Source organism: Sorangium sp. So ce394, from assembly GCF_051474665.1.
In the GTDB taxonomy this organism is placed as follows: domain Bacteria; phylum Myxococcota_A; class Polyangia; order Polyangiales; family Polyangiaceae; genus Sorangium; species Sorangium cellulosum_D.
Genome location: NZ_CP150339.1, coordinates 747804 through 762867 on the forward strand (window position 1 = coordinate 747804; position 15064 = coordinate 762867).

Here is a 15064-nt window from a genome sequence, read left to right on the forward strand (position 1 = left end):
GCGGGCGCGGCCGTGCGCCGCGCGCGACGCATGAGCGAGACCATCTTCCTCGGCCCCGACGCCAGCAATCCCTGCGCGAGGGCGCGCTGGGAGTGGCTGTCGCCGCGGCTCCCCCCGGACCTCGAGGAGGAGGCGGTGCGGCGCATCGCGTGGGTGGCGCTCTTCACGATCGTCGCGGGCGCCGCCGGCTTCATCGTGTCGGAGCTCTTCCCGGGCGTCGCGCTCGGCCCCCGCCCGATCCGCTTCGCGGTCTTCCTGCCGTTCGTGCTCGTCTCGGCCGCGCTCTTCGTCGTCGCGCGGCGGCGGCTGCTCTCGCCGCCGCGCATCGTCGACCTCTCGTTCGCCTACAAGGTCCTGGGCGCCGCCTCGATCTCCGTCATCACCAACGCGCAGCCGTGGCCCGAGGGGCCGATGCTGCCGGGCTGGCCGCCGGTGGCCGTCTGGGTGCTGGTGTTCCCCATCATCATCCCCGCCCCGAGCGTTCGCACCCTGCTCACCTCGACGCTGGCGATCCTCACCGACCCGGCGTGCCTCTGGGTGCTCGTCCGGTGGGGCTTCATGGAGATGCCCGCGCGCGAGGCGATGTTCCGCCGCTTCTTCCCGAGCGTCATCGCGCTCGCGCTCTCCGTGTTCGTGTCGCGCGTGGTCTTCGGCCTCGGGCGCAAGCTCGACGCGGCGCGGGAGCTCGGCAGCTACCGCCTCGTCGAGCGGCTCGGCGGCGGCGGCATGGGCGAGGTGTGGCGGGCGAGGCACCGCATGCTCGCGCGCCCCGCGGCCGTGAAGCTGATCCGCCCGGAGGCGTTCCAGGGCGAGGCGGCGAGCGGCGGCAACGCGAAGGCGCGGTTCGAGCGCGAGGCGCAGGCGACCGCGGCGCTGAGGTCGCCGCACACGATCGGCATCTTCGACTTCGGCGTCGCCCGCGACGGGTCGTTCTACTACGTGATGGAGCTGCTCGACGGCATGGACCTCGACACGCTCGTCAAGCTGGACGGCCCGCAGCCGCCCGCGCGGGTGGTCCACCTGCTGCGGCAGGCCTGCCACTCGCTGCACGAGGCGCACAGGGCCTTCCTGGTGCACCGCGACATCAAGCCGGCCAACCTGTTCCTGTGCCGCTACGGCGCGGATCTCGATTTCTTGAAGGTGCTCGATTTCGGGCTGGTCGCCGTGCGCAAGAAGGACGCGGCCCCCTCCACGCTGACGGCGGACAACGCGATCACCGGGACGCCCGCGTTCATGGCGCCGGAGGTGGTGGTCGGCGATCGCCCCATCGACGGCCGGACGGACATCTACGCGCTCGGGTGCGTCGCCTACTGGCTGCTCACCGGCGCGCTCGTGTTCGAGGCCGAGACCGCGATGAAGATGGTGCTGCTCCACGCCACCGAGGCGCCCGTCGCGCCGTCGAAGCGCGCGGGGCGCCCGATCCCGCCGGCGCTCGATCGCCTCGTGCTCGACTGCCTGGAGAAGGACCCGGCGAAGCGGCCGCAGTCCGCGCGCGAGCTGTCCGAGCGGCTCGCCGCGCTCCGCCTGGACGCCGAGTGGACCGAGCAGCACGCGGCGGCGTGGTGGGAGTCGGTCGCGCCGCCGTCGCTGACGGGCCGGGCGGCCAAGGCGACGCTCGACGCCCTCGGCTGAGCCGCGCGGGGCTCCGAGGCGCCGACACCTTCAGCGGATGTTGAAGTCGACGGTCATCAGCTGGCCGCCGCGCTCGATCGCCACGGACAGGTGGTTCGCGGTCCGGAGCCGCGCGTAGGCCTCCAGCGCCTTCTGCGGATCGGTGACGTCGAAGCCGTTGATCGACCGCAGCGAGTCGCCGCTCTCCAGCCCGAGCGACTCGAGCAGCGAGCCCCGCTTGATCCTGAGCTTCAGCCCGACGACGCGGCCCCCTTGCCGCTCCGGGATCACCCGAGCGGAGCGCATGAGGAGCGCCTGCTGCTCGAGGATCTGGTCGACCGCCGACCGGTCGACGTTGAACTCCGTGGCGCTCACCCGCCGGATGCGGGCGGCGATCTCCGGCGGGATCGAGCTCATGCCGCCCTCGCCGCCGACCGGCCTCGCCTCAGGCCGCGGCGGCGGCGGCGGCTCCGGCGCGGCCGCGCGCGCGCTCTTCCCGAGCTGCAGCTGGCAGCGCGCGCCGCCCGCGGCGATCCAGACGCGGTCCCAGGCGATGCGCGCGAGCGTGCCCCCCGGCGCGTCGCCGCCGAGCCGCCGGAGCTGCGTCCGTCCGTCGGGGCCCTCGATGGCCGCGAACGACCACGCGTCGTCCTGCGAGGCCGCGATGAGCACCACGCGCCCGGCGTCGCAGATCGGATCGCGCCACGGATCGCCGCCCGCCGCGGCCGCGCGCGCCTCGGGGGCGCCGCCCGGCGCCGGCAGGAGCGGCCCCGTCGCCGCGTCGAACGGGTTGCGCTGCAGGATCGCGTCGGCGTTCGTCGCGTGCAGGTCGTTCCGCTGCGCGCGGCCGGAGGCGCGCGGCAGGGACGCGACCCCCGCGGCTCTGTCCGGGATGATCGTCCTCCCGAGCAGGTGCGAGACCCCCGCTGCCTGGAAATAGGCGGCGGACGCGATCAGCGTGCCCGCGATCCACGGGAAGTGATGCTTCACGGCCGCATCCAGGTCCACGGATCCTGCTCTTTCTGGGCGCGCGCGCGCCGCCGCCGCCGATGCGAGCGCCGCGCGCACGCCGGCGTGGGAGGCGACCGTGCACGATGTCGCCACCGGCCCCCGCCCTCGGGGACGCACAGCACCGCGCATGCCGGCGCGCGCGCCGGGGCGCGCGCGAGCGCCGGCCAGCGCGCCGCGACCCGAACGGATCAGCGCGCGCCGGCGTTCATCGAGAGGAGGAGCGAGCGGAGGGAGGTCTGGGACGGCGGGGGCCCGAGCGCGGCGCGCTCAGGGCTTCTTCTCGGGCGCCTGGGCGCCGGCCGCGGCCTCGCCGCGGCCGCGGCGGTACACCCAGGCGGCGAGGATCTTCCGGTCGTTCGCGGAGATCTTCTCCTCGAACGCCGGCATGTGGCCCTCGAGATCCTTCGCCATGGCCGCCGGCGGGTAGGCCTTGCCGCTGCCGGGGTTCGCGATCTGCGCCTCGATCCACGCGACCGAGGCCCAGCCGCGGAGCTCGGGCGCGGCCGACTCCTCGTCGTCGGTCTTGCCGTCGAGCCGGTGGCAGCTCGTGCACCGCTGCCGGACCAGCTTCTCTCCCTGGGTCCCGGCGCTCGGCTCCCCGCGCGCCTGCGCCTCGAGGAACGCGGCGATCGTCTCCTGGTCGGCCGCGCTCATCGGCGTGAACACCTTCGCCGCCTCGGGATCCGCGGGCGGCTTGACCACCGACGGCATCATCTCCTTGAACGGCGTCTTGCCGAAGAGGTGGTCGGCGTCGGGATCCCTCAGCACCTCGAGCGCCCAGGCCTTCGTCCCGAACCCGGTGAGGTCCGGCGCCGTCTGCTTGTCCTTGGGCGGGCCGAGATCGTTCAGCCGGTGGCAGCTCGCGCACTCCTTCTTGTAGAGGTCCTCGCCGCGCGTCTCCGGATCGTTGCGCAGCATCGCGAGCGCGCCCTCGGGCGGGACGCCCTGCTTGAACAGCGCGATCGCGCGCGCGGTGCGCTGGGCGTTCTGCGCCTGCGAGCGCTGATAGCCCTCGTCCTTCGCGTCGGACGCGAACGATTTCGCCAGGAGGCCGGCGGCCCCGAGGCCGACCAGGAACAGCGGCGCGAGCGCCGGCAGGCGCGCGCGGAGCGGGCCGGGCTTCCGGTCGATGAACGGGAGCAGGGCGAGGTACAGCCCGATCACGCCCGGCAAGCCGACGGTCGCGATGAGCTCCAGCGAGCCGGGGAAGAACTTGCGCAGCTCGAAGAGCGGGCGGAAGTACCACGCCGGACGGGCGGTGTAGTCGCTGACCGGGTCCGCGGGCGCCTCGAGCGGCGCGCCGTGCTCGATGGCCGCGAGGTCGAAGAGCACGACGAGCACGACCGCGGCGGCGAGGAGGATCATGCCGAGCTGCTTCGGGAAGAACCGGTCCGCCTTCGAGAGGTTCGCGCCGTGGGGCGCGCCGAAGCCGTGCTTGCGGAACTGCGCGAAGCTCCCGGCGAGCAGCAGGGCCGTGGCCGCCGGCAGCACGAACACGTGCAGCGCGTAGAGCCGCGTCAGCGTCAGGTGGCCGAGCGAGCTGCCGCCGACCACGAGCTCTTGCGTGAGCGGCCCGACGACGGGGACCGCGCCCATGATGCCCGTCTCGACGCGCGTGCCCCAGTAGCCGTCCTGGTCCCACGGGAGCGGGTTGCCGGTGAAGGCGAAGCCGAGGACCATCAGCAGCAGGCCGAGCTTGAGGAACCAGCCGACCTCGCGCGGCGCGCGGTACGCGCCGTGGATCGCGAGCTGCGCCACGTGGATCCCGATCAGGATGACGAGCGCCTGCGCTCCGAAGTAGTGGAGGCCCCGGATGAGCCACCCGGCGCGCAGGGTGAAATTGATGTGCGCGACGCTCGCCCACGCCGTGGTCGCGCTCGGTGCGTACGCCGACATGAGCAGCGCGCCCGTGACGGCCTCGACGAGCAGCAGCAGCGCGAGCGCGCCGCCCCAGACGTAGCCGATGCGCGCGCCGCCGGGGATGGGCTCGTCGAGCAGGCGGCGGAGGGGCTCGCGGTAGCCGACGCGCTCGTTCAGCCAGTCGCCGAAGCTCATCCTGCGATCTCCTGGAGCTCGGCGGTCCCGTCACGGTAGCGCCGGAAGTCCACCTCGACCCAGCCGTCCACGACGCGCGTCGCGAGCGCATCCATCGGGCGCGGGGACGGCCCCGTCTCCGGCGCGCCCGACAGGGCGAAGCGCGACGCGTGGCACGGGCAGTTGAAGCTCTTCTTGTCGTCGTTGAGCTCGATGCCGCAGCCGAGGTGCGGGCACGTGGCGCTCATCGCGCGGAGCTTCTCGCCCTCGCGGATGACCCAGATGGCGCCGAGCATCTGATCCTTCGCGACCGTGAAGGCGTCGCGCTCCTCGCCGATCACCTTGAGGCGTCGGGGCTCTCCCGGCGGCAGATCCGCGAGCCGCCCGACCCGCACCCAGCGCTCACGCCCGCTTGACGCGCCGGCGTTGCCGGCAGGACCGGCGATGAAGGTCGCCGCCGGCACGGCGATCGCGCCGGCGTAGGCCAGGCCGCCGATCGCGACGAGCGCCTTCAGGGCGCCGCGCCGCTCCTCGGGGGGCGGGGCTCCGAACGGCGCGCCTGCGCTCGCGGGCACCCCGGGGGCACCAGGTTCATGCGGCAATCCATATCCCGGGTACCCACCGGCACCAGGTTCCTTTTGCGTCGGCTCTGCCATCTCGTAGGCTCTCCCTCGCTCGCGCCGCTCCGAGGGCCCGCTCAGACTCGGAGCGGGCATCCGGCGGCCGAAGTGGACGGCAGCATATCGAAAACACGGGCCTAACGTTGAATCCTCGCCATCGCGCACGCCGGGGCGATCGCATCGTCGCCGGCTCAACCGAAAGTTCTCTTTCAGGTGTTCAGGTCCCGCCGTCGCGATCCGTCGCCGCAGCGCTCACGGCGCTCGCAGCGCTGGGGGTCTCCGCCTGTGCCGCCTCGCGTCAACCGCCGGCGTGCACGCGCCCGGACCTCAGCGGGTGCGCCATCGAGGAGGTCTCGTTCGACGGCGACGAGGTGATCAGCGGCGACGAGCTCGCCGACCGGATCGCGACGGCGGAGAGCTCGCATCTGCTCGGCGGCGCGCTCGAGCCCGTGCCGATCCTGAGCATCTGGGACGCGCTCACGGTCGAGTACGAGCGGTTCGACCGGTTCGTCCTCGAGCGGGACATGGCCCGCATCGAGCGGTATTACCGGGCGCGCGGGTTCTACAACGCGCGGGCGCGCGCGGCGCGGGTGCAGCGGACCGGCGGCCCCGGCAAGGAGGGGCGCGTGCGGGTGCGCATCGTCGTCTCCGAGGGGCAGCCGGTGAAGATCGCCTCGGTGGATCTGCAGTGGCGGGACTGGACCCTGGAGAAGGGCAAGGACGTCGTCCGGCCGGTGACCGACGCGAAGGCCCGGCTCCGGGTCGGCGAGCGCCTGGACGAGGAGCAGTACGAGGAGCTGAAGAAGGCGCTGCTCCGGGTGCTCACCGATCGCGGCTTTGCCTACGCGACGGTCGAGGGGCACGTCGACGTCGACCTCGTGAAGAACGAGGCGCGGGTCCGCTACACGATCGAGCTCGGCCCCGAGTGCACGTTCGGCAAGGTGAAGCTGGAGGGGCTCGGCGAGCTGCCGGAGGGGCCGGTCAGGACGGCGATCGGCATCGAGGAGGGCGAGCGCTTCTCGACCGCGGTGCTCGCGGAGGCGGAGCAGGCGCTGGCCGACTTCGGCGTGTTCGGCGCCGTCGCCGTGAAGCCCGAGCTCGCGCCGGCCGGGCAGCCGAGGAGCCCGGTCGTCCCCGTGACGTTCTCCGTGGAGCCGGCCGCGCTGCGCGCCGTGAAGCTCGGCGGCGGCGCCGAGGTCGGCTCGCGCGTCGAGGCGCACCTCGTCGCCGGGTGGGAAGATCGCAACTTCCTCGGCGGCCTGCGCCGCTTCAACATCGAGGCCCGGCCCGGGCTGGTCTTCTATCCGGTCGAGTTCTCGACCCTGTTCGGCGAGGACCTCGGGGACACCTTCCGCCTCCTGCCGGAGATCCAGCTGCGGTCCGAGCTCCGCCAGCCGGGGGCGTTCGAGCGGCGCACGGCCGCGGTGCTGCGCGGCTCGTTCAAGCTCTATTGCCCGCGGACCGGTGAGTTCTGCACCAAGCCCGATACGGCAAAGAAACCAGAAGAGGGGGAGCCAGGAAGTGCAGCAAACCCTCCTCAGGAGCCGCCGGAACACGCGATCGTCGGCTACCGCGAGTACGTCGGTTCCATCGGTCTGGAGCGGCCGTTCCTGAAATCGGACCTGAACGCGGCCCTCCTCTACAACGTTCAGCTCAACAGCCCGTTCACCTACAACGACGTGCCGCTGCCGCTGGGGTTCCAGTCCATCTTCATCCCTTATTTGCAAGCGCTCGTGTCCTACGATCGCCGCCTGAACCGGGCGGGCAAGCCGGACCGGCTGACCCCTCACCATGGCTACTACGTCGCGCTGGACGCGCAGCTCGCCGGGTACTTGCGGTTCGACACCGCGCTGGCGAACGCCATCGTCGGGCACGAGGTCCGCGCCGCGCGCGACCTCCGCCTCCAGCCCGAGTTTCGCGCCTACCTCCCCGTCTCGCGGAAATGGACCCTCGGCTTTCGCATGACGACCGGGTGGCTGTTCCCGAGCGGCTACGGCGACTCGTCGTCGGCGGATCTGACCCGGTGCGACACCCTCGCGGAGGGCGATCCGGCCCGGGCGGGCTGCCGGGCGGACGTGGGGGCCGACGTCCAGCTCATGCAGTTCCGCGGGTTCTTCAGCGGCGGCGCGACGAGCAACCGCGGCTACGGGTTCAACGAGGTCGGCCCCCACGCCCGCGTGCCGAGCCTGACCGGCCAGGGGGATACCCAGGGCGATGAGGCCCCGCTGGTCCCCATCGGCGGCCGGTTGCTCTGGGAGGCGAGCCTGGAGCTCCGGATACCGCTCGGCGAGAGCTTCGGCACCGTGATCTTCGCCGACGCGGGCGACGTCACCCGGGAGCTCAGCCTGTTCCGCTCGGGGGCGCAGCGGCCGCACCTCTCGGCCGGCGTCGGGCTGCGCTACACCACGCCGGTCGGCCCGCTGCGCTTCGACGTCGGCTACCGCGTCCCGTGCATGCAGGTGTTCGGCGAGTGCACGCCCGGGGAGGATGGCTGGCCCCCGGACGAGCGGACGCCGGACGCGCTGTTCGGCGTGCTGCCCATCGCCGTGAACCTGGCGATCGGCGAGGCGTTCTGAGGGGATGCTGAGGGGGAGCGAGCCGCCGGGCGGCGGCGCGGCCCGCGCGCGTCGCCCCTCGGAGCGGCGGGGGAGGCGGGCTCAGCCCTCTTCTTCCTCGACGTTCCAGGCGGACAGCGCGGTCATTCCGATGGCGACGGCGCAGCCGCCGCACAGGGCGGGCTCCTCGATCCGGAGCTCATCGCCGCGCGACCACACGTAGAGGCCGCGCCCGGCGGGCTCGCCCTCGATGGCCGCGTCGCACACATCGCAGCGGAGCTCGGTCACGCCCGAGGCTGCTTGGCGCGCGCGCAGCGCGCTGTCGGCGACCGCGTCGACCGAGATGCAGATCGGGTGAGTCAATGTCCCCCTCAGCCGGTGCTCCGCATTCGCGGCTCCCTCCAGCGTAGGGCGGGGGTCCAGGTTCGCGGTCCCCTTCAGAGCGCCTTCAATCACATCCACCTCCGGCGGCACGGCCGAATCTAGCTCAGGCCGAGACGGGACGCACGAGAAGGCTGCGCCTGATCCTCGTCAGGCCTGCTCCAGGGCGCAAATGTAGGCGAATACGCGGGATCGTGCGCCATGGGCCCCACGGCGCGGCGATCCCGCGTGCGTTCACAACGGAAATCTAGGGGACGCTAGGCGCTGGCGGCCGTCTCGGAGCCGGCGGGCTCCTGGGCGGCGCGGCTGCTGGCCGGGCGGTCGAGGGCGCAGCTCTCTTCGAGCAGCTCGACGACGTCGAGCTGGCGGATCGAGTCCTCCTTGGACTGATCCTTGAGCCCGTCGGTGATCATCGTCTGGCAGAACGGGCAGGCGGTCGCGATCGTCTTCGCCTCGGTCTGGAGCAGCTGCAGCGTCCGCTTGACGTTCACGCGATCCTTGTTCTGCTCCTCCATCCACATCTGCGCGCCGCCGGCGCCGCAGCAGAGCCCCTTCTGCCGGTTCCACCCCTCGGCCTCGACGAGCTGCACGCCGGGGATGCGCTTCAGGATGTCGCGCGGCTGCTCGTACACGTCGTTGTAGCGGCCGAGGTAGCAGGAGTCGTGGAAGACCACCTTCCCCTCGACCGGCTTCTTGGGGACGAGCTTCTTCTCGGCGACCAGGCCGAGCAGGAAGTCCGTGTGGTGCACGACCTCGAACTTCGCGCCGAAGTCCGGGTACTCGTTGGCGAGCGTGTTGAAGCAGTGGGGGCAGGTCGTGACGATCTTCCGGATGCCGCCCTGCTCCTTGTAGCCGTTCAGGGTCGCGGCGTTCTGCTCGGCCAGCATCGCGAAGAGGTACTCGTTGCCCGCGCGCCGCGCCGGATCGCCGGTGCAGGTCTCCTCCTGGCCGAGGATCGCGAAGTCGACGCCGGCCGCCTTCAGGAGCCGCGCGGTCGCGCGCGCGATCTTCTTCGCGCGGTCGTCGTAGCTCGCCGCGCAGCCGACCCAGTAGAGCACCGGCGCCTGCGGCTTGTCGGCCATCGTCGGGATCTCGAGCCCCTCGGCCCAGTTTGCGCGATCGATGCGCGCGAGGTTCCACGGGTTGCCGTTGACCTCGATCGCGTTGAACGGATTGCCGAGCTCGGCGGGGAACTCGCCCTTCACCATGACCAGGTGGCGGCGCATCGAGACGATCTTGTCGACGTAGCTGATCATCACCGGGCACTGCTCCTCGCAGGCCCGGCACGTGGTGCAGGCCCAGAGCACGTCCGGGTGGACGACGTTCGCCACGAGGTCGACCGGCTTGTACCCGGCCTCCGGGGTCGGGACCGGGTTCTCCGGCGCCGCCTGCTCCGCGTGGCCGGCGCCCTCCTGCGCCTCCGCGCCCTGGCCGTCCTGCGCCGCCGCCCCGTCGCCGGCGTGGCCGTTCGCCTGCGCCGCGTGGCCGTTGCTCTCGCCCCGCGGGCCGCCGGGCCGGTTGAGGAACTCGACGTCGCGGCCGTACAGGTGGTCGCGCAGGTCGAGCGTGAGCTGCTTGGGGCTCAGGATCTTGCCCGTCTTGTGGGCCGGACAGTTGTCGCTGCAGCGGCCGCACTCGGTGCACGTGTAGAAGTCGAGGATCGCCTTCCAGGTGAAGTCCTCGATGCGCCCGATGCCGACCGGCTCGGCCTTCTCGGGCTCCTCGGCGGCCTTCATGACCATCTCGCCGATCGCCTCGGCGCTGCCCGCGACGAGCGGCAGCCGGCCGCGCGGGTCGAGGTTGCGCGCGAAGACGTTCGGGATCGACGTGATGATGTGGAAGTGCTTCGAGTACGGGAGCAGGTTCAGGAACACGAGCACCAGCGTGACGTGCGTCCAGAACCCGACGTGCGCGAGGACGACGAGGGCCCCGGGGCTCGCGCCGCTCAGCAGCACGGCGAACAGCGAGCCCGCCGGGGCGGGGAACAGGTGCCACCGGAGCGCCGCCGGGTCCGCGGGGACGCCCGCGAACGGGGCGGTCACGGTGGCGACGCGCTCGCAGAGCGCCGCGTCGCCGGAGGCGCACGCCGCGGTCGACCAGCGGTGGTGCAGCACCAGCGAGGCGCCGTCATAGAGCATGTCGCTCAGCATCATCGTGACGATGATGCCGAGGATGAGCAGCCCCTCGCCGGACAGGGTCATGCGCCGCTCGCGCTTGATCGCCCGGTAGTAGATGAACACGAGCGCGCCGGCGACGACCAGCGAGGCCATGACGTCCTTCACGAACTCGTAGATGCCGCCGAGCGGCACCGCGCCGATGCCCGGCAGCCGCACCGGGTCGTGCCCCAGGATCCACAGGTCGAACGCCGGGTCGAAGCCGCGCCCCCACAGGATCAGCGTGCGGAGCAGGAGAACCAGGAATCCGAAGAAGATGAGCTTATGCGCCAGCCCGGCGAGCGGGTAGTAACCCATCTTTCGCTGGCGGAAGGCGTACTCCCAGGTGCCTTTGAGGCGCTCGGCGAGCCGATCGAGCCGGTTTTCCCCGCGCCCGACCTTGAGGAGCTGCCAACGCCGGTTGGCGCTCCACGCGAAGGCGGCGAAGAGGCCGACGAGCAATGTGAGCATCCAAATGGGATTCATTCGCGGGACGTCTCCGGGTGCAAAATGGCCACATCTTTTAAGGTGGGGGGATGGCGGACGTCAACCGCGCGGCGGCGGTGAAGCGCGCGGATCGCTGTCGCTGGATCCCGTTCCTGCAAGGGCGGAGTCGCTGGTGTGCGCGTTCGCGGATCGCGCTCGGGCCGGAGGCGCGCCCGCCGGGGCTCAGAGCGTGAACTCGACGCTCTTCTCCTCGCTCGCGGGCGAGGGAGACAGGTCGAGCGCCATGCTGTACGAGCGCTGGCCGACCCGCGCGCTCAGGCGGACGCGGACGGGCGCCGTCGCGTCGTTCAGCTTGTCGAGCCGCACGACGACGCGGTAGCGGCCCCGGGCCGGCTCGCCCTCGGTGAGGAAGACGTTCTCCACGTTCTGCTCCTGGCACTCGCCGCTCACGCGCGGGCAGTCGCGATCCTTCATGAGGCCGCTCGCCGTCGGCTCCCCGACGCGGGCGAGCTCTCCCGCCGGATCGTAGACGTTGAGGTCGACGTCGGCCTCGGCCTCTTCCCAGGCGATCGTGAACTGGAGGATCCCGGTGTGGAGCCCGCACCCCTCGTCGATGACGCCGTTGCAGTTGTTGTCGCGGGCGTCGAAGCAGAGCTCGACCCCCGTCGGCGTGCACGCCATCTCGAGCCCGACGCCCTCGGGGACCTTGAGGTCCTTCGGCTCGAGGGGCGGCCTGGGCGGGGGCGGCGGCACCTCGATGCAGCCGGCGAGGAGCAGGGCCGCGAGCGCCGCGCCGAGCGCGCGCCTCGCCCCAGCGCGCGCCCCGCGCACGCCGGCGAGGCGCGCGCCGGGGCCGGGGGTCGCTTTCGGGATGGCGCCGCGGGCTCGGCGCTCGCGCCGCGGGGGACCGGGGCTTCGCATGGGGGGCTGCATGCTAGCCGCCTTCCGGCTCCTGCGGGGCGCCGGCGCCGCGCTCTTCCCGCGCGGGGGCCGCCGCCGGCCTCCGCGGCTTGGGGCCGCGCGGCTGCGGCGGAGGGGGCGGCGTTCCTCCGAGCGGCGGCGGCAGGCGCATGCCCCGCGCGGCCAGGATCTCCGCCGCGTGGGGGACGGTGAGCACCAGCGCGCGGGCGTAGAGGCTCGTCTGGTAGGGCTCGGGCAGATCGCCGGGCCGGCCGCTGGTCGCCTGCTCGAGCAGGATCGCCGCGGTGACGCTCACGTTGAGGCTCTCCGCGAAGCCCCGCATCGGGACGCGCACGGCGCGGGCGCAGGCGGCGGCGAGGTCGGGGCGGATCCCGTCGCGCTCGTTGCCCAGCACCAGCGCGAGGCGGGGGATGCCCGCGAGATCGCGCGGGGTCAGCTCGCCGTCCGGGCGGGTCGCGACGAGCTCGTGCCCCGAGGCGCGGAGCGCCGCGACCGCGGCCTCGGTGGTCGCGTGCGTGCGCACGTCGACCCAGCGCTCGGAGCCGCGCGAGACGGTGTTCGACACGAGGAACTGCTCGGCGCGCTCGATGATGTGCAGCCGCTGCAGGCCGAACGCGTCGCACGACCGGAGCACGGCGGCCCCGTTGTGCGGGTCGTGCGGCGCGTCCATGGCGACGGTGACGGCGTCGAGCCGCGCCGCGATGACGCCGCGCAGCCGGGCCTTGCGCTCGTCGGTGACGAACTCCTCGAGGATGCGGGCGACGGCGGCGACGTCGAGGGAATCGAGCGCGGCGAGCAGCCTTCGCTGCTCCTGCGCGACGAACGAGCAATTGGGGGTCGAGCGGCGCATGGCTGGGTCGGGGGCGCCTCTATAGCGCGGCGCGCCCCCGGAGGCTGCGGCCCATCGCGGCCCGGAGGGACCGCCTCCGCCGCGGCCCCGCCTGCGCCGGCGCGGGCCGTGGCGCCTCGCCGGGCCGGCGGGCGGCGGGGCGGGGCGGCGGTCAGGGCTCGATCGCGATCGCGACCCGCTCGCCCTCGGCGTACTCGACGACGGCGCAGTCGCCGGGGGAGCCGTCTTCCCAGACCAGACAGACGAAGTCGGCCTCGGCGTCGAGCGCGATCATGGGGTGGTGCCACACGCCGGGGCGATAGGTGATGCCCTGGGCGCCGTGGGCGATGAAGGCGGCGAGCGTCGTGAGGTCGGGCCGGTCGCCGCCCAGGGCGACGACGACGAGGTAGCGCCGCGCGTTCATCGGCACGAACGCCTGCGTCGAGCCGGGGTGCTTCTCGAGCAGCGCGAGCGGCAGCGGGAAGCTCGAGCGCGGAGCGCAGCGGAAGACCGAGACGTTCAGCGCCGCCTGCCCGGGGCGGAGGTTCTCGATCGCGGCGAGGTGATCGAAGCGGCGGGCGGTCCCCTGGTTGGCCGGCCTGCCGGGCTGGCCGTGCGGCGAGGCCATGAGGATGTCGCCGTACGGCGCATAGGCCGCAGGGCTGAGCGAATGGGCTGCGATGCGCGGGCGGTGGCTCATCGGAACGGGCGGCTGTGGCGGTGCGCCACGCGTGTGGCCCTCCTGCGGCGAGCGCCCAGGCCGCGGGCGCGATCGCGCAATCGAAGGGTACCACGCCGCCGGGGCGGCCGGCGGGACACCCCGCGACCGCCACGAGGCCGAGGTTTTGCATGACACGGCGCGACGCCTTACCCGTCGGGTAACGCGAGCGACCCTGGAGTCAGTCATGCGGATTGTTCACAAATCGACATTTCGGAAGCGCCTCGCGGTGTTTTCCATTTTCTTGGCGGTGCTCGCCCTCATGACGTCTGTCGTCGGCTGCCAGCGCTACGACGTGCTCGTCGAGAAGGATCAGATCGCGGCCCAGAAGTGGTCGGATCTCGAGGCGAACCTCCAGCGGCGTTACGACCTCGTCCCGAACCTCGTGGCGGTGGTGAAGGCGTCGGCCAAGCACGAAGAGCAGACGCTCGCGAGCGTCGCCGAGGCGCGCGCCCGCGCCACCAGCGTCCAGCTGAAGGCCGAGGACCTGACCGACCCCGAGAAGGTGCAGGCCTTCCAGAAGGCGCAGGAGCAGCTCAGCGGCTCGCTCTCGCGGCTCCTCGTGGTGCAGGAGCAGTACCCCGATCTCAAGGCCAACCAGAGCTTCCACAGCCTGCAGGTCCAGCTGGAGGGCATCGAGAACCGCATCCTGCGAGCGCGCGAGGAGTACAACCAAGCGGCGCGCGAGTACAACGCGGAGCTCCTGAAGATCCGGGGCCAGGTGGTGAACAAGGCGACGGGCCAGCCGTTCAAGCCGCGCGTGTACTTCACCGCCTCCCCCGAGGTCCAGTCGGCGCCCAAGGTCGCGTTCTGAGGAGGGGGCGGCGATGCGCCAGGCAGTCTCGGGCGGAGCGCGGCTGCGGGCCGTGGCCAGGGCGGTCGCCGCCGCGATCGCGCTGGTGTGCGCGCTCGTCGCTCGGCCCGCCCTCGCCGAGTTCACGCCGCCGAAGCTCACGGGGCACGTCGTCGACACCGCCGGGCGGCTCGGCCCGTCCGACCTCCTCTATCTCGACCAGAAGCTCGATCGCCTCCGCCGCCAGACCGGCTTCGAGATCGTCGCCTTCGTGGCGGGATCGCTCGAGGGCGAGACGATCGAGGACGTCGCGTACGAGGCCTTCAACGCGTGGCAGCTCGGCCAGCGGGGGGCCGACAACGGCGTCCTGCTGGTGATCGCCCCGTCCGAGCGGCGCGTCCGCATCGAGACGGGCAAGGGCGTGGGCGGGGCGCTCACGGATCTCCAGTCGAACGACATCATCCGGCAGACGATCAACCCGCTGCTCCGGCAGGATCGGTTCCGCGACGCCATCGATCAGGGGACGACCGAGATCGCCCGGGCGCTCATCGCCGGGACGCCCGAGCAGGAGCGGCGCCCGGCGCCAGGGCCGGCGCCCACCCCGGTCTCGCCCATCAAGATCGGCGTCACGCTCGTCGCCATCGTGGCGGCGCTGCTGCTCGCGGTCATCTCGCCCTCCTTCCGCTGGTTCCTGTGGATCGTCCTGCAAGCGCTCCTCTTCCGCGGCGGCGGCGGCGGCGGCGGTCGCGGCGGCGGTGGATCCGGCTTCGGCGGCGGCGGCGGCGGTCGCTCCGGCGGCGGCGGATCCAGCGACAGCTACTGAGCCGCTGCGGCGCGCCAGCGCCATGCCGCGCCGCGCCAGCTCGCTTGCGGCACGCCAGCGCTCCGTCGGGAAACGGATCGGATCGCTCGTCCGTCGCGACGTCGGCCCGCGGCGCTGTGCTGCACTGGCCGTGACCCGGCGGGCGGGCGCGACCTCGCCGCCGCCCGG

Annotated in this window: 12 protein-coding genes; 4 read left to right on the plus strand and 8 right to left on the minus strand. The window is 72.8% G+C overall.

The genetic code is table 11. The features are described from left to right. Positions 1-30: 30 nt before the first annotated feature. Positions 31-1632 (plus strand): protein kinase domain-containing protein, encoded by a 1602-nt coding sequence (locus tag WMF33_RS02830; protein ID WP_437335704.1) that lies wholly within the window; start codon positions 31-33, stop codon positions 1630-1632. Positions 1633-1662: 30 nt separating this feature from the next. Here the strand turns inward: WMF33_RS02830 and gspC are convergent, their stop codons facing one another. The 3 genes from gspC to WMF33_RS02845 form a co-directional block, all read right to left on the minus strand. Continuing rightward, positions 1663-2619, minus strand: coding sequence for a type II secretion system protein GspC (gene gspC / locus WMF33_RS02835; RefSeq protein WP_437335705.1), 957 nt, complete (start codon positions 2617-2619; stop codon positions 1663-1665). A 270-nt stretch (positions 2620-2889) separates the two neighbouring features. Then, positions 2890-4677: a cytochrome b N-terminal domain-containing protein gene (locus WMF33_RS02840; protein WP_437335706.1), complete on the minus strand. Its 1788-nt coding sequence runs from the start codon at positions 4675-4677 to the stop codon at positions 2890-2892. Continuing rightward, entirely contained in the window at positions 4674-5231 is a 558-nt protein-coding gene (locus tag WMF33_RS02845) for a ubiquinol-cytochrome c reductase iron-sulfur subunit (RefSeq protein WP_061628106.1), read from the minus strand. Before WMF33_RS02845 ends, WMF33_RS02840 begins: the two co-directional genes overlap by 4 nt. Before the next feature lie 314 nt (positions 5232-5545). Between WMF33_RS02845 and WMF33_RS02850 the strand changes: the two genes are divergently transcribed. Next, positions 5546-7852 carry an autotransporter assembly complex protein TamA gene (locus WMF33_RS02850; protein ID WP_437339441.1) on the plus strand — a complete coding sequence of 769 codons (2307 nt, stop codon included), beginning with the start codon at positions 5546-5548 and terminating at the stop codon, positions 7850-7852. 81 nt (positions 7853-7933) lie between these two features. Here WMF33_RS02850 and WMF33_RS02855 read toward each other — a convergent pair whose 3' ends face one another. The 5 genes from WMF33_RS02855 to WMF33_RS02875 all read right to left on the minus strand — a co-directional run bounded on the left by WMF33_RS02855 (position 7934) and on the right by WMF33_RS02875 (position 13262). Further along, on the minus strand, positions 7934-8194 hold the full coding sequence (locus WMF33_RS02855) for a hypothetical protein (RefSeq protein ID WP_061628108.1): 261 nt from the start codon (positions 8192-8194) through the stop codon (positions 7934-7936). A 275-nt stretch (positions 8195-8469) separates the two neighbouring features. Then, on the minus strand, positions 8470-10836 hold the full coding sequence (locus WMF33_RS02860; protein ID WP_437335707.1) for a (Fe-S)-binding protein: 2367 nt from the start codon (positions 10834-10836) through the stop codon (positions 8470-8472). Positions 10837-11034: 198 nt separating this feature from the next. After that, entirely contained in the window at positions 11035-11733 is a 699-nt protein-coding gene (locus tag WMF33_RS02865; protein ID WP_437335708.1) for a hypothetical protein, read from the minus strand. A gap of 13 nt (positions 11734-11746) precedes the next feature. Next, entirely contained in the window at positions 11747-12583 is an 837-nt protein-coding gene (locus WMF33_RS02870) for a TrmH family RNA methyltransferase (RefSeq protein WP_437335709.1), read from the minus strand. Between the two features lie 151 nt (positions 12584-12734). Next, entirely contained in the window at positions 12735-13262 is a 528-nt protein-coding gene (locus tag WMF33_RS02875; RefSeq protein WP_063823896.1) for an ureidoglycolate lyase, read from the minus strand. Positions 13263-13542: 280 nt separating this feature from the next. Between WMF33_RS02875 and WMF33_RS02880 the strand changes: the two genes are divergently transcribed. Both WMF33_RS02880 and WMF33_RS02885 read left to right on the plus strand, forming a co-directional pair. Further along, positions 13543-14094, plus strand: coding sequence for a LemA family protein (locus WMF33_RS02880; protein WP_237244973.1), 552 nt, complete (start codon positions 13543-13545; stop codon positions 14092-14094). 13 nt (positions 14095-14107) lie between these two features. Continuing rightward, a complete protein-coding gene (locus WMF33_RS02885; RefSeq protein WP_437335710.1) occupies positions 14108-14896 on the plus strand; it encodes a TPM domain-containing protein in 789 nt (262 codons plus the stop codon). The last annotated feature ends 168 nt before the right edge of the window (positions 14897-15064 follow it).